General features: G+C 63.2%; 24 protein-coding genes. 19 read left to right on the forward strand and 5 right to left on the reverse strand.

The window, feature by feature from the left end:
- The 3 genes from CAF78_RS28655 to CAF78_RS16545 all read right to left on the reverse strand — a co-directional run.
- A partial coding sequence (locus CAF78_RS28655) for a hypothetical protein (protein WP_218189784.1) occupies positions 1–227 on the reverse strand: 227 nt, incomplete at its 3' end.
- Positions 228–452: 225 nt separating this feature from the next.
- Positions 453–1,673, reverse strand: a complete 1,221-nt coding sequence (locus tag CAF78_RS16540) for a CaiB/BaiF CoA-transferase family protein (protein WP_085676656.1) — start codon at positions 1,671–1,673, stop codon at positions 453–455.
- A gap of 14 nt (positions 1,674–1,687) precedes the next feature.
- Positions 1,688–2,869: an acyl-CoA dehydrogenase gene (locus CAF78_RS16545; protein ID WP_085676655.1), complete on the reverse strand. Its 1,182-nt coding sequence runs from the start codon at positions 2,867–2,869 to the stop codon at positions 1,688–1,690.
- Positions 2,870–3,031: 162 nt separating this feature from the next.
- On the opposite strand from CAF78_RS16545, the gene CAF78_RS16550 reads away from it, so the two are divergent.
- The 10 genes from CAF78_RS16550 to CAF78_RS16595 all read left to right on the forward strand — a co-directional run bounded on the left by CAF78_RS16550 (position 3,032) and on the right by CAF78_RS16595 (position 12,832).
- On the forward strand, positions 3,032–3,958 hold the full coding sequence (locus tag CAF78_RS16550) for a LysR family transcriptional regulator (protein ID WP_085676654.1): 927 nt from the start codon (positions 3,032–3,034) through the stop codon (positions 3,956–3,958).
- A 411-nt stretch (positions 3,959–4,369) separates the two neighbouring features.
- Positions 4,370–5,491 carry a Re/Si-specific NAD(P)(+) transhydrogenase subunit alpha gene (locus CAF78_RS16555; RefSeq protein WP_085676653.1) on the forward strand — a complete coding sequence of 374 codons (1,122 nt, stop codon included), beginning with the start codon at positions 4,370–4,372 and terminating at the stop codon, positions 5,489–5,491.
- Between the two features lie 11 nt (positions 5,492–5,502).
- Positions 5,503–5,817, forward strand: coding sequence for an NAD(P) transhydrogenase subunit alpha (locus CAF78_RS16560; RefSeq protein WP_003256966.1), 315 nt, complete (start codon positions 5,503–5,505; stop codon positions 5,815–5,817).
- 2 nt (positions 5,818–5,819) lie between these two features.
- Positions 5,820–7,271 carry an NAD(P)(+) transhydrogenase (Re/Si-specific) subunit beta gene (locus tag CAF78_RS16565; protein WP_085676652.1) on the forward strand — a complete coding sequence of 484 codons (1,452 nt, stop codon included), beginning with the start codon at positions 5,820–5,822 and terminating at the stop codon, positions 7,269–7,271.
- 186 nt (positions 7,272–7,457) lie between these two features.
- Positions 7,458–8,951 carry an acetyl-CoA hydrolase/transferase family protein gene (locus tag CAF78_RS16570; RefSeq protein WP_085676651.1) on the forward strand — a complete coding sequence of 498 codons (1,494 nt, stop codon included), beginning with the start codon at positions 7,458–7,460 and terminating at the stop codon, positions 8,949–8,951.
- Between the two features lie 353 nt (positions 8,952–9,304).
- A complete protein-coding gene (locus tag CAF78_RS16575; RefSeq protein ID WP_054884336.1) occupies positions 9,305–9,520 on the forward strand; it encodes a DUF1127 domain-containing protein in 216 nt (71 codons plus the stop codon).
- A gap of 300 nt (positions 9,521–9,820) precedes the next feature.
- A complete protein-coding gene (locus CAF78_RS16580) occupies positions 9,821–10,138 on the forward strand; it encodes a DUF2388 domain-containing protein (RefSeq protein WP_085676650.1) in 318 nt (105 codons plus the stop codon).
- An 88-nt stretch (positions 10,139–10,226) separates the two neighbouring features.
- Entirely contained in the window at positions 10,227–10,520 is a 294-nt protein-coding gene (locus CAF78_RS16585) for a DUF2388 domain-containing protein (RefSeq protein ID WP_085676649.1), read from the forward strand.
- A 36-nt stretch (positions 10,521–10,556) separates the two neighbouring features.
- The gene (locus tag CAF78_RS16590; protein ID WP_085676648.1) at positions 10,557–10,877 is read left to right on the forward strand and encodes a DUF2388 domain-containing protein; all 321 of its coding nucleotides are present in this window, start codon (positions 10,557–10,559) and stop codon (positions 10,875–10,877) included.
- On the forward strand, positions 10,874–12,832 hold the full coding sequence (locus tag CAF78_RS16595) for a DUF4105 domain-containing protein (protein WP_085676647.1): 1,959 nt from the start codon (positions 10,874–10,876) through the stop codon (positions 12,830–12,832). The genes CAF78_RS16590 and CAF78_RS16595 overlap by 4 nt, the downstream gene beginning before the upstream one ends.
- A 103-nt stretch (positions 12,833–12,935) precedes the next feature.
- Here the strand turns inward: CAF78_RS16595 and CAF78_RS16600 are convergent, their stop codons facing one another.
- Entirely contained in the window at positions 12,936–13,337 is a 402-nt protein-coding gene (locus tag CAF78_RS16600) for a GFA family protein (RefSeq protein ID WP_085676646.1), read from the reverse strand.
- 266 nt (positions 13,338–13,603) lie between these two features.
- Here CAF78_RS16600 and CAF78_RS16605 point away from each other — a divergent pair, with 266 nt between their 5' ends.
- The 9 genes from CAF78_RS16605 to CAF78_RS16645 all read left to right on the forward strand — a co-directional run bounded on the left by CAF78_RS16605 (position 13,604) and on the right by CAF78_RS16645 (position 23,828).
- Positions 13,604–14,911, forward strand: a complete 1,308-nt coding sequence (locus CAF78_RS16605; protein WP_085676645.1) for a CitMHS family transporter — start codon at positions 13,604–13,606, stop codon at positions 14,909–14,911.
- A gap of 69 nt (positions 14,912–14,980) precedes the next feature.
- Complete coding sequence (locus CAF78_RS16610) at positions 14,981–15,751, forward strand: TerC family protein (RefSeq protein ID WP_085676644.1); 771 nt, start codon at positions 14,981–14,983, stop codon at positions 15,749–15,751.
- Positions 15,752–15,980: 229 nt separating this feature from the next.
- Positions 15,981–17,639, forward strand: coding sequence for a Na/Pi cotransporter family protein (locus CAF78_RS16615; protein WP_085676643.1), 1,659 nt, complete (start codon positions 15,981–15,983; stop codon positions 17,637–17,639).
- A gap of 30 nt (positions 17,640–17,669) precedes the next feature.
- A complete protein-coding gene (locus CAF78_RS16620) occupies positions 17,670–19,076 on the forward strand; it encodes a pitrilysin family protein (RefSeq protein ID WP_085676642.1) in 1,407 nt (468 codons plus the stop codon).
- 153 nt (positions 19,077–19,229) lie between these two features.
- A complete protein-coding gene (locus CAF78_RS16625; RefSeq protein ID WP_085676641.1) occupies positions 19,230–20,252 on the forward strand; it encodes a DUF5924 family protein in 1,023 nt (340 codons plus the stop codon).
- 80 nt (positions 20,253–20,332) lie between these two features.
- Entirely contained in the window at positions 20,333–21,466 is a 1,134-nt protein-coding gene (locus CAF78_RS16630; RefSeq protein WP_085676640.1) for an ABC transporter permease, read from the forward strand.
- Positions 21,463–22,254 (forward strand): ABC transporter ATP-binding protein, encoded by a 792-nt coding sequence (locus CAF78_RS16635; protein ID WP_085676639.1) that lies wholly within the window; start codon positions 21,463–21,465, stop codon positions 22,252–22,254. The genes CAF78_RS16630 and CAF78_RS16635 overlap by 4 nt, the downstream gene beginning before the upstream one ends.
- A 3-nt stretch (positions 22,255–22,257) precedes the next feature.
- Positions 22,258–23,196, forward strand: a complete 939-nt coding sequence (locus CAF78_RS16640; RefSeq protein ID WP_085676638.1) for an MlaD family protein — start codon at positions 22,258–22,260, stop codon at positions 23,194–23,196.
- Positions 23,193–23,828 carry an ABC-type transport auxiliary lipoprotein family protein gene (locus CAF78_RS16645; protein WP_085676637.1) on the forward strand — a complete coding sequence of 212 codons (636 nt, stop codon included), beginning with the start codon at positions 23,193–23,195 and terminating at the stop codon, positions 23,826–23,828. The genes CAF78_RS16640 and CAF78_RS16645 overlap by 4 nt, the downstream gene beginning before the upstream one ends.
- Here the strand turns inward: CAF78_RS16645 and CAF78_RS16650 are convergent.
- Positions 23,810–25,039, reverse strand: a complete 1,230-nt coding sequence (locus CAF78_RS16650; RefSeq protein WP_085676636.1) for a nucleoside recognition domain-containing protein — start codon at positions 25,037–25,039, stop codon at positions 23,810–23,812. The two genes, CAF78_RS16645 and CAF78_RS16650, sit on opposite strands and share 19 nt — an antisense overlap.
- Positions 25,040–25,234 lie beyond the last annotated feature (195 nt).

Genomic DNA, 25,234 nt, shown 5'->3' on the forward strand with positions numbered 1-25,234 from the left:
TCACAAGCACCCACACGAATTGCTTGATTCGATTTGTTAAAGAGCGTTTGGTTAAGAGCTTTTCGTCTCAACCGAGGCGCGCATTCTACGCTTTCCTCATTTGCTGTCAAGCGTTTATTTTGAAGTTTTTTGCGAGAAACTCGTTTAGCTTCAAACACTTGACTCGCCGCGATCTCTCGTAGCGGGAGGCGAATAATACAGCGTTTAAAACCGCTGTCAACCTTCATCTCAACCGCTGTCAATCATTCGATCGAAGCACTTCCGATACTACCTGAATCGTCCAACTCTTTGAATCTCAAGGAGTTTTCCGTTTCGACTACGTCGGAAGTGGGGCGCATTATAAGGGGATTCGAAAGCGCGTCAACCCTTAATTTCAACAAACTTCAATATCGCAGAAAAGCAAAGCGGGGAGGCCTGGCGGCCTCCCCGCTCTTTAGCAGCTCCATAAAGGGTCAGAGCACGCCAGCGCTGCGCAAACGCCCTACCGCATCGGCATCCATCCCCAGCACATCACCCAGCACCGCTTCGGTATGCTCGCCCAGCAGCGGCGGCGCACGCCGGTACTCCACAGGCGTTTCGGACAGCCGAATCGGACTGGCCACCTGGGGCACGCTTCCAGCCAGCACATGGGGCACGGTTACCGCCAACCCCCGAGCCAGCACCTGTGGATCCTGGAACATCTGCGCCAGATCGTTGATCGGCCCGCATGGCACCCCGGCCGCCTCCAGTTGGCTCACCCATTCGGCAGTGGTCTTGAATACCGTCGCCTGGCGAATCAGCGGAATCAGCTCGGCCCGGTTCGCTACTCGCTGCTTATTAGTAGCGAAGCGCGGGTCATCTGCCCACTGCGGCTGCCCAGCCACCTCGGCGAACTTACGGAACTGGCCATCGTTACCCACGGTAAGGATGAAATCGCCATCCGCCGTCGGGAAGTCCTGGTAAGGGACGATATTGGGGTGAGCATTGCCCAGCCGCCGCGGCGGGTTGCCCGTGGTCAGGTAGTTCATTGCCTGGTTGGCCAGGCAAGCCACCTGCACATCCAGCAGCGCCATGTCGATGTGCTGACCAACGCCATGCTGATCGCGGTAGGCGAGGGCAGCCAGAATCGCCACGGTCGAGTACAGCCCGGTAAGAATATCGGTCAGTGCAACGCCCACCTTCACCGGCCCGGCACCTTCCTCCCCATCCGGGCGACCGGTCAGGCTCATCAGCCCGCCCAGCCCCTGGATCATGAAGTCATAACCCGCGCGCTTCGCGTACGGCCCGGTCTGGCCGAAGCCAGTGATCGAGCAATAGATGAGCCTGGGATTGATCGCCTTCAGGCTCGGGTAATCCAGCCCATAAGCCGCCAGCCCACCGACCTTGAAGTTTTCGATGACGATATCCGACTTGGCCGCCAGCTCGCGCACCAGGCGCTGGCCTTCGGGCTGAGTGAAGTCGATGGTCACCGAACGCTTGTTGCGGTTTGCCGAAAGGTAATAGGCCGCCTCGCTGGTGTTCTCACCCTGGGCATCCTTCAGGAAGGGCGGCCCCCAGGCGCGTGTGTCATCGCCACTGCCCGGGCGTTCGACCTTGATCACGTCAGCACCGAGGTCCGCCAGGATCTGGCCAGACCAAGGTCCCGCCAGCACACGGGAGAGGTCCAGCACCCGCAGATGAGATAGCGCGCCCATGGACTGGCTCCTTATCAGTAGAAGGCCTGGATGCCGGTCTGGGCACGCCCGAGGATCAGTGCATGCACGTCATGGGTCCCCTCATAGGTGTTGACCACCTCAAGGTTGACCAGGTGGCGCGCGACACCGAACTCGTCGGAGATGCCGTTGCCGCCGAGCATGTCACGGGCCATGCGGGCAATGTCCAGGGCCTTGCCGCAGGAGTTGCGCTTCATGATCGAGGTGATTTCCACCGCGGCAGTGCCTTCATCCTTCATGCGCCCCAGGCGCAGGCAGCCTTGCAAGGCCAGGGTGATTTCAGTCTGCATGTCGGCCAGTTTCTTCTGGATCAGCTGGTTGGCCGCCAACGGGCGACCAAATTGCTGACGGTCCAGGGTGTATTGGCGAGCGGTGTGCCAGCAGGCTTCGGCAGCGCCCAGCGCACCCCAGGAAATGCCATAGCGCGCCGAGTTCAGGCAGGTGAACGGACCTTTGAGGCCACGCACATCCGGGAAGATGTTCTCTTCAGGGACGAATACGTTGTCCATGACGATTTCACCGGTGATCGACGCGCGCAGGCCAACTTTGCCGTGGATCGCCGGAGCACTGAGGCCTTGCCAGCCTTTCTCGAGCACGAAGCCGCGGATATCGCCGGCATCATCCTTGGCCCAGACCACGAACACATCGGCGATCGGGCTGTTGGTGATCCACATCTTGCTGCCACTCAGGCGATAGCCGCCATCGACCTTCCTGGCACGGGTGATCATCGAACCCGGGTCGGAGCCATGGTTAGGCTCGGTCAGGCCAAAGCAGCCAATCCACTCGCCGGAGGCCAGCTTGGGCAGGTACTTCTGCTTCTGCGCCTCGGTACCGAACTCATTGATCGGCACCATCACCAGCGAAGACTGCACGCTCATCATCGAACGGTAGCCGGAGTCGATACGCTCCACTTCGCGGGCAATCAGGCCGTAGCACACATAGTTCAGGCCGCTGCCGCCGTATTGCTCGGGAATGGTCGCACCGAGCAGGCCCACTTCACCCATCTCGCGGAAGATCGCCGGGTCGGTCTGTTCGTGGCGGAAGGCCTCCAGCACGCGCGGGGCCAGCTTGTCCTGGGCGAACTGATAAGCGCTGTCACGCACCATGCGCTCTTCTTCAGTGAGCTGTTGATCCAGCAGCAGCGGGTCGATCCAGTTGAAGCTTGCTTTACCGGCCATGAGCGAAATCCTCGAAATAGGGGAGCGGTTTCTTGTGCCATTGATCCTAGGCCTGATCCGGCACCACGACAAACGAGGATTGCGCACGTATCAGTGATATTTTGTCACTCCGAAATACTTGAAATCGCCATATTCATGGCCCTACGAGTGAGGTTGACGTACATGCGCCGCAAGATCCCCAGCACCACCGCACTGGTCTGCTTCGAAGCGGCCGCACGCCACGAGAGCTTCACCAAGGCTGCCCAGGAACTGGCCCTGACCCAGGGCGCCGTCTGTCGCCAGATCGCCGGGCTGGAGGCGTTCCTCAATGTCGAACTGTTCAGGCGCTCACGCCGTGGCGTGAAACTGACCGAAGCCGGGCTTTCCTATAGTCGGCAGGTCGCCGCGCAGCTGGATGCGGTGGAGCGCGACACGTTGTCGGTGATGCGCCAGCAGGGCGCCAACGTGATCGAACTGGCCGTGGTGCCCACCTTCGGCACCCAATGGCTGCTGCCACGGCTCAAGGACTTCCAGCAGCGTCACCCCGAGGTCACCGTCAACCTGACTAACCGCACCCGCCCGTTCCTGTTCGCCGACACCCCGTTCGATGCCGCCATCTACTTCGGCGATGCCGACTGGTCCGGTACCCAGTCCCACCGCCTGATGGGCGAGAACCCCATGCCAGTGTGCAGCCCGGCCTTGCTGGGCGGGCAGGGCATGCTCGACGCCCAGCGCATCGCCAGCCTGCCGCTGCTGCAGCAGACCACCCGGCCCTACGCCTGGCGCCAGTGGTTCAATGGCCTGGGCCTGAACATCGCCGGGGACATGACAGGCCCGCGCTATGAACTATTCTCCATGCTGGCCCAGGCGGCCATGCACGAGATGGGCATCGCGCTGATCCCGCCGTTCCTGATCCAGCGGGAACTGGAGGAGGGCAGGCTGGTGGTCGCTAACAGGTACGCACTGTCCAGCGACAAGGCCTACTATCTGATGATTCCCGAACGCAAGGTGGAGTCCGCCTCGCTCCGGGCCTTCCGCGACTGGCTGGTGAGCCAGGCGCACCTCTACACCGCCTCGCACAAAGGCGAAAACGCTGACCTACCCTTGTAGTCAATTATTTTAAACACCTACAGATATACGTTTTTGTCGCATTACAGAAAACTGTTCAGGTGAATCGAAAAACCCCATCGGAGCCGCTAAACACGCGGCTTTCAGAGGGTTTTACGACATTCACGAGCCCATCCGCGAAATCATCGCAAAAAATTTCAAATTTTCCCCTAATCTGCCAATAGCCCATGGTTGACGGGCTGCAGCTCATTGCTTGCGACATACGGTCACAGGGTGACTTGTAGTTTTGACTTCGTTTCGCTCCATAACCGGTTGAAGGCCCCTGGGTTCGTCTGCAAAATGCTTCGCCCGCCCTGGATTCGGCGGGCTCGGCGCTCAACAGCCGCCCCAGCGCGCCATCCGCAGTGTGCTGGTTTCCATAAAAGACAAAAGGTCACCGCAGGAGAAATAGTCGTGCACATTGGTGTTCCTCTCGAGACGCAGACCGGTGAGACAAGGGTCGCTGCGACCCCGGAAACCATCAAGAAACTGATTGGCCAGGGCCATCAGGTCACCGTCCAACGGGGGGCAGGGCTCAACGCCAGCATTCCGGACAGTGCCTATGAGGCCGTGGGCGCTTCCCTGGGGAACGCAGCCGATGCCTACGGCGCCCAATTGGTACTCAAGGTGGTCGCTCCCAACGACCAGGAACTGGCCCTGATCAACAGTGGCAGCCTCCTGGTGGGCATGCTCAACCCCTTCAACAACGAACTGATCGGCAAGATGGCCGAACGCGGGATTACCGCTTTCGCCCTGGAGGCCGCGCCTCGCACCTCTCGGGCACAAAGCCTGGATGTGCTGTCGTCGCAGGCCAACATCGCCGGTTACAAGGCCGTGCTGCTGGCCGCCCATCACTACCCACGCTTCATGCCCATGCTGATGACCGCCGCCGGTACCGTTAAGGCCGCGCGCGTGCTGATCCTCGGGGCGGGCGTTGCCGGCCTGCAGGCCATTGCCACGGCCAAGCGCCTGGGTGCGGTGATCGAGGCGTCCGACGTACGCCCGGCAGTGAAGGAGCAGATCGAGTCGCTGGGCGCCAAGTTCATCGACGTGCCGTACGAGACCGATGAGGAACGTGAATGCGCCGAAGGCGTTGGCGGCTATGCCCGGCCGATGCCGGCCAGCTGGATGCAGCGCCAGGCCCAGGCAGTGCACGAACGCGCCAAGCAGGCGGATATCGTCATCACCACCGCATTGATCCCTGGCCGCAAGGCACCGACGCTGCTCAGCGCCGAAACCGTGGCACAGATGAAACCCGGCTCGGTGGTCATCGACCTGGCGGCAGCCCAGGGCGGCAACTGCCCGCTGACTGTCGCCGACCAGGTGGTACAGGAAAACGGTGTGATCATCGTCGGCCCGACCAACCTGCCGGCTCAGGTGGGCGCTGATGCCTCGGCGCTGTATGCGCGCAACCTGCTGGACTTCATGAAGCTGCTGTTCGACAAGGACGGCGCACTGGTCATCAACCTCGAAGACGACATCGTCGCGGCCTGCCTGATGTGCCGCGATGGCCAGGTCGTCCGCAAGAACGGCTAAGGAGCACGACAATGGAAGACATGCTGATTTCCCATGGCATCTACAACCTGATCATCTTCGTGCTGGCCATCTATGTGGGCTACCACGTGGTGTGGAACGTCACCCCGGCGCTGCATACCCCGTTGATGGCGGTCACCAACGCCATCTCGGCGATCGTCATCGTCGGTGCCATGCTGGCGGCGGCCCTGACCGTCACCCCGGCTGGCAAGCTGATGGGCACCCTGGCGGTGGCCCTGGCTGCGGTCAACGTGTTCGGTGGCTTCCTGGTCACCCGCCGCATGCTTGAGATGTTCAAGAAGAAAACCAAGAACGAGGCGCAGAAGTAAGCATGAGCATGAATCTGGTAACGCTCCTCTACCTCGTCGCCTCGGTGTGCTTCATCCAGGCGCTCAAGGGCCTGTCGCACCCGACCACTTCGCGGCGCGGCAACCTGTTCGGCATGATCGGCATGGGGCTCGCTATTCTCACTACGGTTGGCCTCATCTATAAGCTTGGGGCCCTCTCTGTTGGTAACGGCGGGGCGACTGCCGGCATCGGCTACGTGATCGTCGGCCTGCTGGTCGGCGGTACCGCCGGTTCGATCATGGCCAAGCGCGTCGAGATGACCAAGATGCCTGAGCTGGTCGCCTTCATGCACAGCATGATCGGCCTGGCTGCGGTGTTCATCGCCATCGCTGCCGTGCTGGAGCCGCAGTCGATGGGCATCGTTGCTGCCATCAGTGACCCGATCCCCACCGGCAACCGCCTGGAACTGTTCCTGGGTGCGGCCATTGGCGCCATCACCTTCTCCGGTTCGGTGATCGCCTTCGGCAAGCTGTCGGGCAAGTACAAGTTCCGCCTGTTCCAGGGCGCACCGGTACAGTTTGCCGGCCAGCACAAGTTGAACCTGATCCTCGGCCTGACCACCATCGCCCTGGGCCTGCTGTTCACCTTCACCGGCCACTACAGTGCCTTCACCCTGATGCTGGTCCTGGCCTTCATCATGGGTGTGCTGATCATTATCCCGATCGGTGGCGCCGACATGCCAGTGGTGGTGTCGATGCTCAACAGCTACTCGGGCTGGGCGGCGGCTGGTATCGGTTTCTCGCTGAACAACTCGATGCTGATCATCGCAGGCTCCCTGGTGGGTTCGTCCGGTGCCATCCTCTCGTACATCATGTGCAAGGCGATGAACCGTTCGTTCTTCAACGTCATCCTCGGTGGCTTTGGCGGCGATACCGATGCCGGCGCGGCGCAAGGTTCGAAAGAGCAGCGCCCGGTGAAGTCCGGCTCGGCCGACGACGCTACCTTCCTGCTGAGCAACGCTGACAGCGTGATCATCGTCCCGGGCTACGGCCTGGCGGTGGCCCGTGCCCAGCACGCGCTCAAGGAGTTGACCGAGAAACTGACCCACAACGGTGTGACCGTGAAGTACGCGATCCACCCGGTGGCGGGGCGCATGCCCGGGCACATGAACGTCCTGCTGGCCGAAGCCGAAGTGCCGTACGACCAGGTGTTCGAGATGGAAGACATCAACGCCGAATTCGGCCAGGCTGACGTGGTGCTGGTGCTGGGCGCCAACGACGTGGTCAACCCGGCGGCGAAGAACGATCCGAAGTCGCCGATCGCCGGCATGCCGATCCTCGAGGCGTTCAAGGCCAAGACCATCATCGTCAACAAGCGCTCGATGGCCAGCGGCTATGCCGGCCTGGACAACGAACTGTTCTACCTGGACAAGACCATGATGGTGTTCGGTGACGCGAAGAAGGTCATCGAAGACATGGTCAAAGCAGTGGAGTGACAGCGGCTGCTGCAAACCCGCTGATATAAAGGAAGCCCCGGTCAGAATCTGCCGGGGCTTTTCTTTTGTTGATCCGGATCAACGGCTCTATTTCAAGGCTTCTCATACGACCATGGTCGTGGGACGGCAATGGGCGAAATCTCTAGACTGCGCTGCAGTAGTTTCAGTAGCCCGAGATAACAATCCATGTACCGTGATCGTATCCGCTTGTCCTCCCTGCACAGCAAGGTAATGAGTGCGGCTGATGCCGCTGGCCTGATCGAGGACGGCATGACCGTCGGCATGAGCGGTTTCACCCGCGCCGGCGAAGCCAAGGCTGTCCCGCATGCCCTGGCCGAACGCGCCAAGCAGTCGCCACTGAAAATCAGCCTGATGACCGGCGCCAGCCTGGGCAACGACCTCGACAAGCAGCTGACCGAAGCCGGTGTGCTGGCCCGTCGCATGCCGTTCCAGGTCGACAGCACCCTGCGCAAGGCCATCAACGACGGCCAGGTGATGTTCATCGACCAGCACCTGTCGGAAACCGTCGAGCAGCTGCGCAACCAGCAGCTCAAGCTGCCGGATATCGCGGTCATCGAAGCCGTGGCCATCACCGAGCAGGGCCACATCGTGCCGACCACCTCGGTGGGCAACTCGGCCAGCTTCGCGATCTTCGCCAAGCAAGTGATCGTCGAGATCAACCTGTCGCACAACGCCAACCTCGAAGGCCTGCACGACATCTATATCCCGACCTACCGCCCGACCCGCACGCCCATCCCGCTGGTCAAGGTCGACGACCGCATCGGCAGCACCGCGATCCCGATCGACCCGGCCAAGATCGTCGGCATCGTCATCAGCGATCAACCGGATTCGCCTTCCACCGTGCTGCCACCGGATGACGAAACCCAGGGCATCGCCGACCACCTGATCAACTTCCTGAAGAAAGAAGTGGAAGCTGGCCGCATGACCAACAAGCTGGGCCCGCTGCAGGCAGGTATCGGCAGCATCGCCAACGCGGTGATGTGTGGCCTGATCGAGTCGCCGTTCGAAGACCTGACCATGTACTCCGAAGTGCTGCAGGACTCGACCTTCGACCTGATCGACGCCGGCAAGCTGAGCTTTGCCTCGGGCAGTTCAATTACCTTGTCGACCCGCCGCAATGCCGACGTGTTCGGCAACCTGGAGCGCTACAAGGACAAGCTGGTCCTGCGTCCACAGGAAATCTCGAACCACCCCGAAGTGGTCCGCCGCCTGGGCATCATCGGCATCAACACGGCGCTGGAGTTCGACATCTACGGTAACGTCAACTCGACCCACGTCTGCGGCACCCGGATGATGAACGGCATCGGCGGTTCGGGTGACTTCGCCCGCAACGCCCACCTGGCGGTGTTCGTCACCAAGTCGATCGCCAAGGGCGGCGCCATTTCCAGCGTGGTACCGATGGTCAGCCACGTTGACCATACCGAACACGACGTCGACATCCTGGTCACCGAGCAAGGCCTGGCCGACCTGCGTGGCCTGGCTCCGCGTGAGCGCGCTCGGGCGATCATCGACAACTGTGTGCACCCGGACTATCGCGCAGCGCTGAACGATTACTTCGATCGCGCCTGCCAGCGTGGCGGCCACACCCCGCACATCCTGCGCGAAGCACTGAGCTGGCACGAAAACCTGGAAGAAACCGGGCGCATGCTCGCCAGCTGATCCGTTCGCTTCATCTGTACGGGCCTTGTCGTCGCCACGCCGGCGACAGGGCCAGTACAGTCAAACCACCCCCCGCCTGAACACTTCGCTCGATCCCCAGAAAAAACTGTACTACTGTACTGCTAATTTCAGGCCTTCCCGCCCCATGAATCTCCAACGCTGACCAAAAACGCACCACCTCAGTGCAGACCAGTACAGTTCCGCCTATTTCGAGTGCAACAGTCGGGTTAAACAGTTAACTGGCCCATCGACTTACCCATGAACTGTATCTACTGTTATGGACAGCAGAGGAGGATCATTGGCATCAGTTAAATCACTACCTAATCCCGCCATAAGCGGAAGGATGAAACATCATGGAACGTACCCTCAGTTCCGGTCTGGTTTTTGAAAGCAACGCCCAGCAGTCCCAGGCTTCCCTGCCACTGCGCGCTATTTCCACCCTGCTGCTGTGGCAGCGCCGCATGGCCAGCCGCCGTCAACTGGCTCGCCTGGACGCCCGCCTGCTGGCCGACGCCGGTATCAGCGAGTCGCAGCGTTACGAAGAGCTGAGCAAGCCGTTCTGGCGCTAAGCTCCGGTTCGCCGGCTGCGGCCGGCACCGCGAATTCCCCAACCCGTTGCAGGCGACTGCAGCGGGTTTTTTATTGCCCGCAAGCCGCGTCCCAAAAGCGCTCAACGCGCGACATGCACAGTTTTTAATCTAGAAAAAAAGACCATAACAGTTGCCCGTTACGGCGCTCATTAACATCCAGAAACAGCACCGCGTGATACGCTTCGCTAAACAGTCTGGTAGAACCAGCTGTCAAAAACGTACCGCGACGAGCTGTGCAAGCGTCCGACAAAGCAGAACCCTGTCCAGGAGTCCAAGAATATGTCCCGTAAATACCTGATTGGCGCCGCCCTGCTGCTCGGCCTGGCCGGCACCGCCCATGCCAGCAGTTTCGTTGTCACCACTGATGCCGTGGTACGCGCCTTCGCCGCGTCCACCGACGCCACTTCCGACCTGACTTCGTCGTTCCGCGATGACAAGATCGTGCAGGCCGCTCGTGATGACGCCGCCAGCTTCGTCGGCACCCAAGGCGCCATTCGTGGTGCGCGGCTGGAAAGCGCCTTCCTGCACATCCGTTCGACCCTGCCACAGCTGCAAGCCAGTGATGCGCAGCTGGCTCAGGCCATCCTCGCGATCTGATCAAGGGTTGCCAATCAGGTGCGTTGGCTTCGGCTCTCGCACCTGAGGTAGCCTTTGCCGTTCATTTCCCCAGCCATCAAGAATGCTCATGCGTTATCTGTTGCCGTTGCTGCTCACCGCCCTTGGCATGGCCAGCGCCCACGCCATGGACACCACCACCCAAGGCCTGGTCATCACCGGCTACGTCACCAGCCAGGTCACTGCCGCCCCCTTCGACCGCAAACTGGTCAGGCAGGCCCGCGACGATGCTGCGGCATTCGTTGCCAGCGATGGCCTGATCCGCGGTGCACGCCTGGAAGCGGCACTCGACTCGCTGCGCCACAACTGCGCCCGGCACTCCGTCGGCGACCTTGAACTGGCAGAAGCAATTCTCGTCCAATAACCACACCTGACTCCCTGTATTTTTCGGAGATGCTCCATGCGTAAACCGCTGATTGCCGCTACCCTCGGCATGTTGCTGCTGGCCGACCTGGCCCATGCACAGACCCTGGTGGCCACCAGCAACATCATCGTGCGCGCCTTTGGCCGCTCGATCGATTTCACCTCGGACACCACCACTTCGATCCGCGACGCGAAAGTCGTGCGCGAAGCCCATGATGACGCCGCCAGCTTCGTCGCCAGCAATGGTGATATCCGTGGCGCGCAGCTCGAAGCCGCTTTCAGCACCCTGCGCGAGCGCGTACCTGAAGCGCGCGACGCCAGCGACCAAGTACTGGCCGAAGCCATCCTCGCGCTGTGAACCGCGTGCGTGCCTGGCTGCTCGGCTGCGCGTTGACGCTGCTGGGCACGCCCGCCCTGGCCGACCTGCAGCTCGAACTGCAGGCGGCTGGCCTCGACCCGCAACAGACCCAAGCCAGCCAGGCCCTGCTCGACGAGGCCATGGGCAAGCTGCCCCCACGATTCAAGCAACAGCTTGACCGGCGCGTCCGGGTCAGCTGGAGCGACAACATGCCAGCCGATGCCTATGGCCAGGCTTCGCTGGTATCGACCCTCGAACTCAACCGCCGCCTGCTGCCCGGCCTGACTGACGGCAGTGCCGCCACCGAGCGCACCAACCGCCCCCATGGCACCGTTCGCGAGGAGCTGCTGGCCACCGTCCTGCACGAACTGACCCACCTCTACGATCGCGCCCGCCTGTGGCCCAGCGCCGAGCGCTCGCTGATCGCCCGCTGCGCGCGCCAGCAAGGCACGCTGGGCAAGATCGGCCAGATGGAAGAATGCCGCGGTCAAGCCGAACGCCGCTTTACCCTCAGCGACGACCCGCGCCTGCTCGACCTGGCCGGCTGGCCGCAATACGTCGGCCGCCGTGGTGAGCGTGAGCAGCACAACGCCCAGTTCATGCGCAGCCCCGACAGTTATGAACTGAGCAGCCCCAAGGAATACATCGCGGTCAACATGGAGTATTTCCTCCTCGACCCGAGCTACGGTTGCCGTCGGCCAGCCCTCAACCGGTACCTGCGTGACCACTTCGGCTGGGCGCCACAGCAGGCCACCTGCGCCAAGGGCCTGCCGTTCATCAATGCCGGCAGTGACTTTGCCCGTCAGCCGCTGGGCGAGATCGACCCCGAGCGGGTCTATCAGGTCGACTTCCTGCTGGCTGAAGCCAACCAGAACCTGGTCAGCCGCTGGGGCCACAGCATGCTGCGCCTGGTGATATGCAAACCCGGTCGCCCACTTGGGCCGGACTGCCGCCTGGACCTCGACCAGAGCCTGGTGCTGTCTTACCGTGCGTTCGTCAACGATGTGCAGCTGTCCAGCTGGGACGGCCTGGTCGGCACCTATCCCTCACGGCTGTTCGTGCTGCCGCTGGGCCAGGTGATCGACGAATACACCAAGACTGAACTGCGCAGCCTGGCCTCGGTACCACTCAAGCTCAACCGCGACGAGATCGAAAACCTGGTACGCCAGGCCGCCGAGATGCACTGGAGCTACGACGGCAACTATTGGTTCCTGTCCAACAACTGTGCCGTGGAGTCGCTGAAATTGCTGCGCAGCGGCACTGCCAACCCACGCCTCAACGACCTCGACAGCATCATGCCTAATGGCTTGCTGGCGGTGCTGAAGGGCAGGGCGCTGGCCGATACCAGCGTGCTCGACGACCCGCGCGAAGCCCTGCGCCTGGGTTACCGCTTCGACTCCTATCGCGACCGCTACCAGGCCATGTTCGATGTGCTGAGGAAGCAGCTGCCGATCAAGCAGACCGAGGTCGAGGACTGGCTGGCCCAGGATGCGGAGCAACGACGTCCCTGGTTCGACAAGGCCGACCTGCGCACCAGCGCGGCCTTGCTGCTGCTCGAGCAGGCCAGCCTGCGCCGGCAACTGCTGCTGGCTCAGGACGAAGTGAAGCAGCGTTACCTGAACGCTGCAGCGCTGAAGGACGGCAGCATCAACAAGGCCGACGAAACCCTGAAGCAGATGCTCGCCAACAGCGGCTTCCTCAGCCGCCCGGCCGAGTTGCTGGATGCCAAGGGCTATGGGTTGCCGCAGCCAGAAGAGCGCAAGCAACTGGAGCAGGTCAGCGCCGAGCGCCAGGCCAAGCTGCTGCGCCTGAGTACCGACCTGGACAAAGAGGTGAGGGCGCTGCTGGAGCCGTCCCGGGCGAAGGAAATTGCTGCGGTCGAGGCCAACGTGAAGCACATTGGCGAGCATTTGCGGGCATTGCACAAGGCAGCTGGCGGCCTGCAGTTGCCTTAGCACCTGTACCGGCCTCTTCGCGGGCACGCCCGCTCCCACAGGTACTCCACAGGTTTCGGGCTTGTGGTGATCCTGTTGGAGCGGGTGTGCCCGCGAGGAGGGCCTATAACTGTTCCTCCGCCTCCCCAGGCAACTGCTCATCCAGATGCAGCCAGGGCAACCGGCTGTCAGTCCAGATATGCCGCCTGGCTGGCACCCGCTCCGGATGGTCCAGCGTCGCCACCGTCACATCGATGCTTCCCGGGCTATGCTCGGTCACCAGCGCCACATGCGCCCCGCACTCCCCACAGAAATACCGCTTGCAGCTGGCCGGCGCCACATAGCACTGCGGCCGACCCGCCAACCAGCGGAAACCCGAGCGGGGCAGGGTGACCCAGGTCACCACCAACCCGCCGCTGACGCGCCGGCAGATGGAACAATGGCAATGGGCAACATCCGTCAGGTCACCCTGCAACCGATAACGCAGGGCGCCGCAATGGCAGCCACCCTCGGTTGAATCCTGCATCACCTACCTCCTGTCGCCGTTTTCCCGGCGAAAGCTGGCTGAAAGCTTGCCCCCCTAGGATAGCCCCCACTACCGGCACAAGACCGGTCAGCCAGGGCACCCGGAAATTTCCGCGCCCGGCCCATCAACAACAACAATGGTGATTCTGATGTATTCCTGCGCCCGCCTTTCCGTGCCCCCCCTCCGCATGCTCCCCGTGCAGCGCCAAACGCGCTGATCCGCCCGAGTCGACTTCTCTTTCGCCGCGCCACACCTGGAGTATTGCCATGCTGACCTTCCTCGGCTTTGCCATGGTCATCACCTTCATGTACCTGATCATGACCAAGCGCCTGTCGGCCTTGATCGCGCTGATCCTGGTACCGATCCTGTTCGCCCTGTTCGGCGGTTTTTCCGCCAAGATCGGCCCGATGATGCTCGAAGGCATCAGCAAGCTCGCGCCCACCGGGGTGATGCTGATGTTCGCCATCCTCTACTTCGCCCTGATGATCGACTCCGGCCTGTTCGACCCGGCCGTGCGCAAGATCCTCAAACTGGTCAAGGGCGACCCGCTGAAAGTCTCGGTCGGCACCGCCGTGCTGGCCCTGGTGGTCTCGCTCGACGGTGACGGCGCCACCACCTACATGATCTGCTGCGCTGCCATGCTGCCGCTGTACAGCCGCCTGGGCATGAGCCCGCGGATCATGGCCGGCCTGATCATCCTCGCCGGCGGGGTGATGAACATGACCCCGTGGGGCGGCCCGACTGCCCGCGCCGCCAGCGCCCTGCATGTGGACCCGTCGGACATCTTCGTGCCGATGATCCCGGCCATGGTCTTTGGTGTGCTGGCGATCCTGGCCATCGCCTACCTCTACGGCAAGCGCGAGCGTGCCCGCCTGGGTGAACTGCACCTGCCGACCGACGACATCGACCACAGTGAGATCAGCGTGTCGCAGTTTCCTGAGGCGCGCCGCCCCAAGCTGATCTACTTCAACGGCGCCCTGACTGCCGCCCTGATGGTCGCGCTGATCGCCGGCGTGCTGCCGCTGCCGGTGCTGTTCATGATCGCCTTCAGTATCGCCATGATCGTCAACTACCCGTGCCTGCAGCAGCAGAAAGACCGCATCGCCGCCCACGCCGGCAGCGTGCTGGCCGTGACCGGGTTGATCTTCGCCGCCGGTATCTTCACCGGCATCCTGTCCGGTACCGGCATGGTCGAGGCCATGTCCAAGAGCCTGCTGGCGGTCATCCCTGAAGCATTGGGCCCGTACCTGGCGGTGATCACCGCGATCGTCAGCATGCCGTTCACCTTCTTCATGTCCAACGACGCCTTCTATTACGGCGTGCTGCCGGTGCTGTCGGAAGCGGCCAGCCATTACGGCATCAGCCCGGTGGAAATGGCCCGCGCCTCGATCGTCGGGCAGCCGGTGCACCTGCTCAGCCCGCTGGTGCCTTCGACCTACCTGCTGGTGGCCCTGGCCGGTATCGAGTTCGGCGATCACCAGCGCTTCACACTCAAGTGGGCAGTGCTGGTGTGCCTATGCATAATGTTCGCCGCGCTGCTGATGGGCATTTTCCCGCTGTTCAGTAGTCTTTAATTAACACGCATCACCCATCGCGATGCCCCCTGCTGGGGGGCATCGCCTTTATCGTTTGAAGGAATACACATGGAATGGCTGACCAGCCCGGAAATCTGGGTTGCCTTTTTTACCCTGACGGCACTTGAGATCGTCCTCGGGATCGACAACATCATCATGATCTCGATCCTGGTCAGCCGCATGCCCAAGCACATGCAGCCGCGCACCCGGATCTTCGGCCTGGCCCTGGCCATGGTCACCCGCATCATGCTGCTGCTGTCGATCACCTGGGTCATGCGCCTGACCGCCGACCTGTTCGTGGTGTTCGGCCAGGGTATTTCCGGGCGTGACCTGATCCTGTTCTGCGGCGGCCTGTTCCTGCTGTGGAAGAGCTCGCAAGAGATCTACCACGGCCTGGAAGGCGAGGAGGAGAGCGCCGACGAGCCCAAGGGTGCTGGCGGCAAGTTCCTCTACACCATCATTCAGATCGCAATCATCGACATCGTGTTCTCGCTGGACTCGGTGATCACTGCGGTCGGCATGGTCTCGCACGTACCGGTGATGATTGCCGCGATCGTCGTCGCAGTGCTGGTGATGATGGCCTGCGCCGGCGCCATCAGCGACTTCATCGACAAGCACCCTTCGCTGAAGATGCTTGCACTTTCCTTCCTGATCGTCGTCGGTACCGTGCTGATCGCCGAATCTTTCGACGTACACGTGCCGAAGGGCTACGTCTACTTCGCCATGGCCTTCTCGCTGGCCGTGGAGGCGATCAACATCCGCATGCGTACCGCCATGGCGCGCAAGCAGGGCAAGGAACATGAACCGGTGAAACTGCGCAAGGACATTCCGGGTCAATAAGATCAGGACGCGCAGCAAAAAAGGGCCCTCCGGGGCCCTTTTTCATGTACGGGCTTTCATGACAGAAACATTTCAAATGCTTGCAGAGCGTGCCAAGCTGGCGCGAGTTCCGCAAAACAACTAAAGCTTGAGTAAGCACTGGATCAAGACACCCACCCCCGGGCCAGGCTTACGGCTTCATCCATTTTGGCTCCGCCACTGGGGCCCGATTACAAAGGGGGGCTCGACCATGCTGACCCTGCTCAACCTGCTCTCCGCCGTGGCCTTGCTGGTGTGGGGCACGCATATCGTCCGTACCGGCATCCTCAGGGTGTTCGGCTCCAACCTGCGCCGCGTGCTCAGCCAGAACATGAACCGGCGGCCGCTGGCGTTCATTGCCGGCATCGTGGTCACCGCCGTGGTGCAGAGCAGCAACGCCACCGCCATGCTGGTCACCTCCTTTGTCGGCCAGGGCCTGATGGCCATGACCCCAGCGCTGGCGATCATGCTCGGCGCCGATGTCGGTACTGCGCTGATGGCCCGGGTACTGACCTTTGACCTGTCGTGGCTGTCGCCGCTGCTGGTGTTCCTCGGGGTCATCTTCTTCCTCTCACGCAAGCAGACCCGCGCGGGCCAGCTGGGCCGCGTGGCGATCGGCCTGGGCCTGATCATCCTGGCACTGGAGCTGATCGTGCAGGCAGCGGCGCCGATCACCCATGCGCAAGGGGTGAAGGTGCTGTTCGCCTCGCTGACCGGCGACATCATGCTCGACGCCCTGGTGGGGGCACTGTTCGCCATGGTCTCCTATTCCAGCCTGGCTGCCGTGCTGCTCACTGCCACCCTGGCTGGCGCTGAGGTGATCAGCCTGCCGGTGGCCATCGGCCTGGTCGTCGGCGCCAACATCGGCAGCGGCCTGCTGGCCTTCATCAGCACCAGCATGCAGAACGCCGCAGGCCGCCGGGTGGCCCTGGGCAGCCTGCTGTACAAGCTGATCGGCCTGGTGCTGATCATCCCTGTGCTGCACCCCCTGGTGGAGTGGATGGACAGCCTGAGCTTCAGCCCTCAGGAGCTGGTGATCGGCTTCCACCTGCTCTACAACACCTTGCGCTGCCTGATCATGCTGCCGACGGTCAAACCCATGGGCCGCCTGTGCAACACGCTGTTGCCCGAACGCGAGGCCAGCAATGGTCAGATACGCCCGCGCCATCTCGATGCCTCGGCGTTGACCACGCCCAGCCTGGCCCTGGCCAATGCCGCCCGGGAAACCCTGCGCCTGGGTGACATCGTCGACAGCCTGCTGGAGGCCATGCTCGGCGCCCTGCGCGGCACCCACACTGCCATGCCCCAGCAGGTACGCGCCTTGACCGAGGATGGCGAAGCGCTGTATAGCGCGATCAAGCTGTACCTGGCGCAGATGCCACGGGAAGACCTCAGCGATCAGGACAACCGGCGCTGGGCAGAGGTCATCGAACTGGCGATCAACCTGAAGCTGGCCTGCGACCTGATCGAACGCATGCTGCGCAAGGTGCAGCAGCAGAAAACCAGCCAGCGCCGGGAGTTCTCCCAGGTCGGCCTGGAAGAGCTCACCGGGCTGCAGGAGCAGTTGCTGGCCAACCTGCGCCTGGGCCTGTCGGTATTCCTGAGCGCCGATCCGGAGAGCGCGCGCCTGCTGCTGCGCGAAAAACGCCGCTTCCGCGCCCAGGAACGGCGCCTGGCGCATGCCCATGTCAGCCGTTTGCAGCGTAAGGTAGTGCAAAGTATCGAGACCAGTTCGCTACACTTGGAGCTGATCGCCGACATGAAGCGGTTGAACTCTTTGTTCTGCAGCAGTGCCTATGTGGTACTGGGTGGCTCTGACACTGGCGGGCTGCTGCTCGACAGCGTCTCGGAAGACGCCCACCTGTCCTGATCTCGCACACCTGGAGACCGTCGCTCGCCCATGCGTTGCCTGATGTTCGTTTGCCTGCTGATCTGCAGCCTGCCCTCATTTGCCCTCGATCGCTCGCGGGTCGAGGGCTACCTGTTGCCCAATGGCCTGCAGGTGATCCTCAAATCCGGTTACGAACGCGACCATGTGGCGATCCGCCTGGTGGTGGGGGTCGGCCTGGATGACTTCGACTGCGAGCAGAAGGAGTTGCCGCACCTGCTCGAGCACCTGCTGTTCACAGGCATCGACGAGACCGGTGAGGGCGGCCTGGAAGAGCGCCTGCAGAGCCTGGGCGGCGAATGGAACGCCTATACCAGCAGCGCCGACACCACCTTCGTCATCGAGGCGCCGGCACGCAACCAGCGCAAGGTGCTCGACCTGTTGCTGGCAATCGTCCGCGACACCCGCATCGACGCCAAGGCCCTGGCCACGGCCAAGCACATCATCGAACGCGAGGATGGCGGCCACTATGGCCACCTGCAGCGTTGGCTCGACCGCCAGGACATCGGCCACCCGGCCAGCGACCAGCTGGCCACCGAGCTGGGCCTGAAATGCCCCGAGCGTTCCAACGTCGCGGACATGACCCTGGAACAAGTGAAGACCCTGCGTGATCGCTGGTACGCCGCCAACAACATGACCCTGATCGTGGTGGGCGGCCTGGATCGCCTGTTGCCAGCCTACCTGGAGCGTACCTTTGGTGAACTGCCCGCCACCGAGCCGGAAGAGCGGCGCACCCTCGAAAGCATCAGCCAACAAGCCGAGCAACGCCGCGACCTGACCCGTGGCCTGCTGGGCGACAGCGTCAAGTTGCACTGGCTGTTCATCGAGCCGGTGCTGGACAATGACCATCAGCAGACCCTTGACCTGCTGTCGCGCTACCTCGATTGGGCGGTGTACGACCAGCTGCGCCTGCGCAACGGCCTGTCGTACGGGCCGTCCGTACAACGCGAGAGCTTCGGCGACAGCGGCATGCTCAGCCTCAATGCCGACCTTGAGCGCGAAGATGTCGACCAGGCCGTGAAGGTGATGCAGCAGCTGTTCGATCATTTGCGCAAGGAAGGCCTCGACCCGGATACCTTCGCCCGCCTCAAGGATGCCGCCGTGGCCAAGGAAAGCTGGAGCACCCAGGGCAACAGTGCGCTGGCCGATTACTACTGGGGCGCGCTGAACGATTACAACAACGGCCGCTTTGCCGACCCGGCGCGCAAGTTGCGCCAGGTGACACTGGAAGAGGCCAATGCGGCGCTGAAGGCGTTGCTCAAGGATCAGGGTTACCTGCGGATCGAGAAGCCGTTCCTGGGGTATGACGAGCTTTACGGGCTGGTGGCCTTGCTGCTGGGGCTGATACTGGCGCTGGGGCTGCTGCGCTGGCGGCGGCACAAGCCGGAACGACCCAGTGGTGCTACACGCCAGCGGTGAATCGGCGGTATCCTTTTGCCAGTACCGGCCCTTTCGCGGGCAAGCCCGCTCCCACAGGAACCGCACAGGATTCATGATCAGTGCACTACCTGTGGCAGCGGGCTTGCCCGCGAAGGGGCCGGCACAGCCACCTCAAACTGCTGTTGTAGACCCATGCCCCCAATACCCCACTTCGTCCAGCGCGTCATCGAGCTGCTCAAACGCTACCCCGGCGTCATCGCACTCGGTGGTTTCCTCTCCGGCATCGGCAGCTTCATCCTGGTCGACCGCCAGGCCAGCCTGGCCAGCTGGATCGCCATCCTCATGCTGGTCAGCTGGGTCTGGCTGATGCTGGAAAACACCCTCACCGGCCTGTTCGCGCGCACCTTCAAGCGTGAGATTCCGCAGCCGCTGCTGCGCTACGCGACACAGATGATCCACCAGGAAAGCCTGTTCTTCGTCTTGCCGTTCTTCTTCATCACCACCACCTGGAACAGCGGCCAGCTGGTGTTCACCGGGCTGCTTGGCGCCGCCGGGCTCATCTCGATCATCGACCCGCTCTACTACAAGTGGCTGGCACCCCGGCGCTGGCTGTTCCTCGCGCTGCACACCCTGACGCTGTTCGCCGCGCTGCTCACCGCGCTGCCTATCATCCTGCACCTGACCACCGCGCAAAGCTTCAAGCTGGCGTTGATTGCCGCCATGGCGCTGTCGTTCCCCAGCCTGCTCAGCAGCTTCCCGATCAATACCTGGCGCCGCGGCGTGGCACTGGTATTGGTTACCCTGGCTGTAGGCGGGAGCGGCTGGCTGCTGCGTTCATGGGTGCCACCGGCAACGCTGTGGATGACGGACGTGGCGGTCAGCACCGAAGTGCTCAATCGCCAACCCGGCGAGTCGTTGGAGGAAATCGCCGCCAGCCGCATTCGCAGCAATGGTTTGTACGCCTACACCGCGATCAACGCGCCGCGCGGCCTGGACGAGCGCATCTACCATGTGTGGCAGAAGGACGGCCAGGAGGTCGATCGCATTGCCCTGGACATCCACGGCGGGCGCAAGGAAGGCTACCGCGCCTGGACCCACAAGCAGAACTTCCCGCCCAACCCGGTGGGCAAGTGGCAGGTGCGGGTACTGACCGAAGATGGCCAGGTGATCGGCGTGCTGCGCTTCAAGGTGGTGGACGACGCGCCTGCGAAGTGATGCTGGCGCAGGACAGCACATATTCAACAAACCGCTCCATGCCCGCTGCGCTATGATCAGCCTCTAGCCTGGCCGGATGCATGGAGCCTATGACTACCCCCAGCGCCACCCTGGACACCAGCTGCCAACCGGCCTGCCTGCGGATTGCCGGTGACTGGACCCTGGCCCACTATGCCAGCCTCAAGCGCGACAGCGAGCGCCTGCGCACGCAGTATGGCGCCGAGGCCATTGCCGACCTCAGCCAACTGGGCCGCCTGGACACCGCCGGTGCCTCGCTGCTGGCCGAGCTGCTCGGGTCCGAGCGCCTCTCGCACTGCACCCACGACCTGCCCGAAGCCAGCCGCGCCCTGCTCAAGAATGTCTACTGCTCGGTGCAGGACTACTGCATCCCGGTCAAGGAGCCCGAGCGCAACGTGCTGCTGGTGCTGCTCGAACGTATCGGCTGCGCGGTTGGCACGCTGTGGCAGGACACCATGCAGCTGCTGGGTTTCCTCGGCCTGATCATCGAGACCCTGCTGCGCCGCCTGCTGCAGCCACACCGCTGGCGCGTCACCCCGGTCATCGCGCACATCGAGCAGACCGGGCTGGACGCTGCTCCCATCGTCGCCTTGCTGACCTTTCTGGTGGGCGCCGTGGTGGCCTTCCTCGGGGCCACGGTGCTGGCCGATTTTGGGGCCACGGTGTTCACCGTCGACCTGGTTGCCTTTTCGTTCCTGCGCGAGTTCGCCGTGCTGCTGACCGCCATCCTCATGGCCGGGCGCACTGCCAGTGCCTTCACCGCGCAGATCGGCTCGATGAAGGCCAATGAAGAGATCGACGCCATCCGTACCCTGGGCCTCAACCCGATCGAGCTGCTGGTGGTGCCACGGGTACTGGCGCTGCTGATTTCACTGCCGTTGCTGACCTTCGTCGCGATGATCTGCGGCATCGTCGGAGGTGCCGTGGTCTGCGCCCTGTCACTGGGCATTTCGCCGGCCATGTTCCTGTCGCTGCTGCAAACCGACATCGGCGTGCAGCACTTCCTCGTCGGCCTGGCCAAGGCGCCTGTCTTCGCCTTCCTGATCGCCGCCATCGGCTGCCTCGAAGGCTTCAAGGTCAGCGGCAGCGCCGAGTCGGTGGGTGCCCACACCACCTCCAGCGTGGTGCAATCGATTTTCGTGGTCATCGTGCTGGATGCGGTGGCAGCGCTGTTCTGCATGGAGATGGGCTGGTGAATGGCCGGGAAGCGGTGATCGAAGCGCGGGGCATCTGCAATCGCTTCGGCAGCCAGGTGGTGCACAAGGACCTCGACCTGGACCTGTACCGCGGCGAAATCCTCGCGGTGGTCGGCGGGTCGGGCAGCGGCAAGTCGGTGCTTTTGCGCAGCATCATCGGCCTGCGGCGCCCCAACGAGGGGCAGGTCAAGGTGTTCGGTGAAGACCTGGCCGGCTTGCGCGAGGAACAGCGTTCGCGGGTGGAGCGCCGCTTTGGCGTGCTGTTTCAGAAGGGCGCACTGTTTTCATCCCTGACCGTCACCGAAAACGTCGCCCTGCCGTTGATCGAGCATGCCGGCCTGTCGCGCGCCGATGCCGAGCACTTGGCCGGGGTCAAGCTGGCCCTGGCCGGCCTGCCGATCTCCGCCGCCGACAAATACCCCTCGTCGCTCTCCGGCGGCATGATCAAGCGCGCAGCCCTGGCTCGCGCCCTGGCGCTGGACCCGGACATCCTGTTCCTCGACGAACCCACCGCCGGCCTCGACCCGATCGGCGCCGCTGCCTTCGACCAGTTGATCCTGACCCTGCGCGATGCCCTGGGCCTGAGCGTGTTCCTGATCACCCACGATCTCGACACCCTCTACACCATCACCGATCGCATCGCCGTGTTGTCACAGAAGAAGGTGCTGGTCGCCGGCCCCCTGGCCGAGGTCGAACAGACCAACGACCCCTGGATCCACGAATACTTTCACGGCCCACGCGGGCGCGCGGCCGAACACGCCGCCGCCAACGCCGGGCAGGAGCGCTGAACAATGGAAACCCGAGCTCATCACGTCCTGATTGGCCTGGTCACTGTCCTGGTGGTGGCTGGCGCCATGCTGTTCGGCCTGTGGCTGACCAAGTCCAGCGTCGACGACGCCTTCAAGGACTACGAAGTGATCTTCAACGAAGCCGTCTCGGGCCTGTCCCGTGGCAGCCCGGTGCAGTACAACGGCATCAAGGTCGGCGATGTCACCAGCCTGCGCCTGGACCCGAAAGACCCGCGCCGGGTGCTGGCCCGGGTGCGCCTGAGCGGCGACACCCCGGTCAAGGAAGACACCCAGGCCAAACTGACCCTGGCCGGGGTCACCGGCAACTCGTTCATCCAGCTCAGCGGCGGCACGCCGCACAGCCCGGAACTCAGGGGCAAGGACGGCAAGCTGCCGGTGATCGTCGCCTCACCCTCGCCGATCTCCCGCCTGCTCAACGACAGCAGCGACCTGGTAACCAACATCAACCTGTTGCTGCACAACGCCAACCAGATGTTCTCGGAAAGCAACATCGACCGCCTGAGCAACACCTTGGCCAACCTGGAGCAGACCACTGGCGCCTTCGCCAACCAGAAGGGCGGTATCAGCGACGCCATCGAGCAACTGGCCCAGGTCGGCAAGCAGGCCAACGCCACCCTGGCCGAAACCCAGGCGCTGATGCGCAACGCCAACGGCCTGCTTGGCACCCAGGGTAAACAGGCCATCGGCAATGCCGAGCAGGCCATGCAGTCGCTGGCGCAAAGCGCTGCGACCATCAACAACCTGCTGCAGGACAACCGCCAGTCCATCGATGACGGCGCCCAGGGGCTCAACCAGCTGACCCCGGCCATCCGCGAACTGCGCGAAACCCTCAACTCGCTCAAGGGCATATCCCGGCGCCTGGAGGCCGACCCGAGCGGCTACCTGCTGGGCCGCGACAACAACAAGGAGTTCCAGCCATGATCCCTTCGCTGCGCCTGCTGGCCCTGGCGGCCGCCCTGAGCCTGGCCGGCGCCTGCTCGATCCTGCCGCAGAGCGAACCTGTGGATATCTACCGCCTGCCGGTCAACCAGGCCAGCCACAGCAATACCCCGGTGGACTGGTCACTGCGCCTGAACAAGCCGCTGGCCAGCGAAGCACTGGCCGGGCCACGCATCGCCGTGATCCCCCAAGGGGATGTGATCAGCAGCTACAAGGGCGCCCGCTGGAGCGACCCAGTGCCTTTGCTGGTGCGCAACCGCCTGCTCGATGGCTTCCAGCGCGATGGCCAGGTGCAGCGGCTGAGCGCAGACGACAGCAACCTGCAAGCCGACTACGAGCTGAGTGGCGAGCTGCTGGCGTTCCAGAGCGAGTATCAGCCGGATGGCAAGGTGGAGGTGGTGATCCGCTTCGTCGCGCGCCTGGTGCAAGGCCGCAGCCAACGCATCCTAACCAGCACGCGCTTCGAAGTGCGCCAGCCGCTTGCCGACACCCGGGTGTCAACTGTGGTCGCCGGCTTCGGCGAGGCCAGCGATCTGCTTGCCGGGTTGGTGGTGGGCTGGACCGTGGCGCAAAGCGGCCAGGCTCAGGCTAAGGCTCAGGCAAAGAACCAGTAGCAGACGCAGATGGCCGCGATCACACCGGACAGCTCGGCCAGCAGGGCGCAGCCGACGGCGTGGCGCACCCGCTGGATGCCCACGGCGCCGAAATACACCGCCAGCACGTAGAAGGTGGTTTCGGTGCTGCCCTGGATGGTTGCCGCCACCAGGGCCGGGAAGCTGTCGACACCGTGGGTCTGCATGGTCTCGATCAGCATGGCCCGCGCGGCACTGCCAGAGAACGGCTTCACCAGCGCGGTGGGCAGGCCCTCGACGAAGCGGGTATCCAGGCCCATCCAGTTGACCGCGTGGCGAATGCCGTCCAGCGCCAGTTCCAGCGCCCCAGAGGCGCGCAGTACACCGACCGCCACCAGCATCGCCACCAGATACGGCAGCAGGCTCTTGGCCACGTCGAAGCCTTCCTTGGCGCCTTCCACAAAGGCTTCATACACCTGCACCCGCTTCAACGCACCGATCACCAGGAACAGGATGATCACCCCGAACAGCGTCAGGTTGCCGAGAATCGACGACAGGCTGGCGAGCGCAGCAGCCGACAAGGTGCCCAGGAAGGCCATGAAGCCGCCCAGCAGCAGCGCGCCGGGGATCAGGTAGGCGAGCACCACCGGGTCCCACAGGCGCAAGCGCTGCATCACCGCCACCGATAGCAGGCCGACCAGGGTCGAGGCGCTGGTGGCCAGCAGGATTGGCAAGAACACCAGGGTGGGGTCGGTGGCGCCTTGCTGGGCGCGGTACATGAAGATGGTCACCGGCAGCAGGGTCAACGACGAGGCGTTCAGTACCAGGAACAGGATCTGCGCATTGCTGGCCGTGGTGCTGCTGGGGTTGAGCTCCTGCAGCGCGCGCATGGCCTTGAGGCCGATCGGCGTCGCGGCGTTATCCAGGCCCAGGCCATTGGCGGCGAAGTTCATGGTGATCAGGCCCAGCGCCGGGTGGCCGGGTGGCACCTCTGGCATCAGGCGGGCGAACAGCGGCCCCAGCACCTTGGCCAGCCATTCGACGATGCCGGCCTTTTCGGCGATCTTGAGAAAGCCCAGCCACAGGGTCAGGGTGCCGAACAGCAGGACCATGACCTCTACCGACAGCTTGGCCATGGCGAAGATGCTCTCGACCATCGCGGCGAAGATGCCGGCGTTGCCACCGACCAGCCATTGGGCCAGGGCGGAGACGGCCGCCACCAGGAAAAAGCCGAGCCAAAGGCCGTTGAGCATCCGTGTGTTCCCCCTGAAAAATGCCCGAATGATAGCGTATCGGGGCCTCTGACTGGAGAACTCTCGGCTGACGCTGAACCCTATGGGAGCGGGCTTGCCCGCGAAGCAGACAACGCGGTGGATGGCACAGGCTTCGCCCGTGTTCGCGGGCAAGCCCGCTCCCACAGAGATCGCGAACCGACCAGCAGATCGGAC

This window comes from Pseudomonas sp. R28(2017) (assembly GCF_002112505.1).
Taxonomy (GTDB): Bacteria; Pseudomonadota; Gammaproteobacteria; order Pseudomonadales; family Pseudomonadaceae; genus Aquipseudomonas.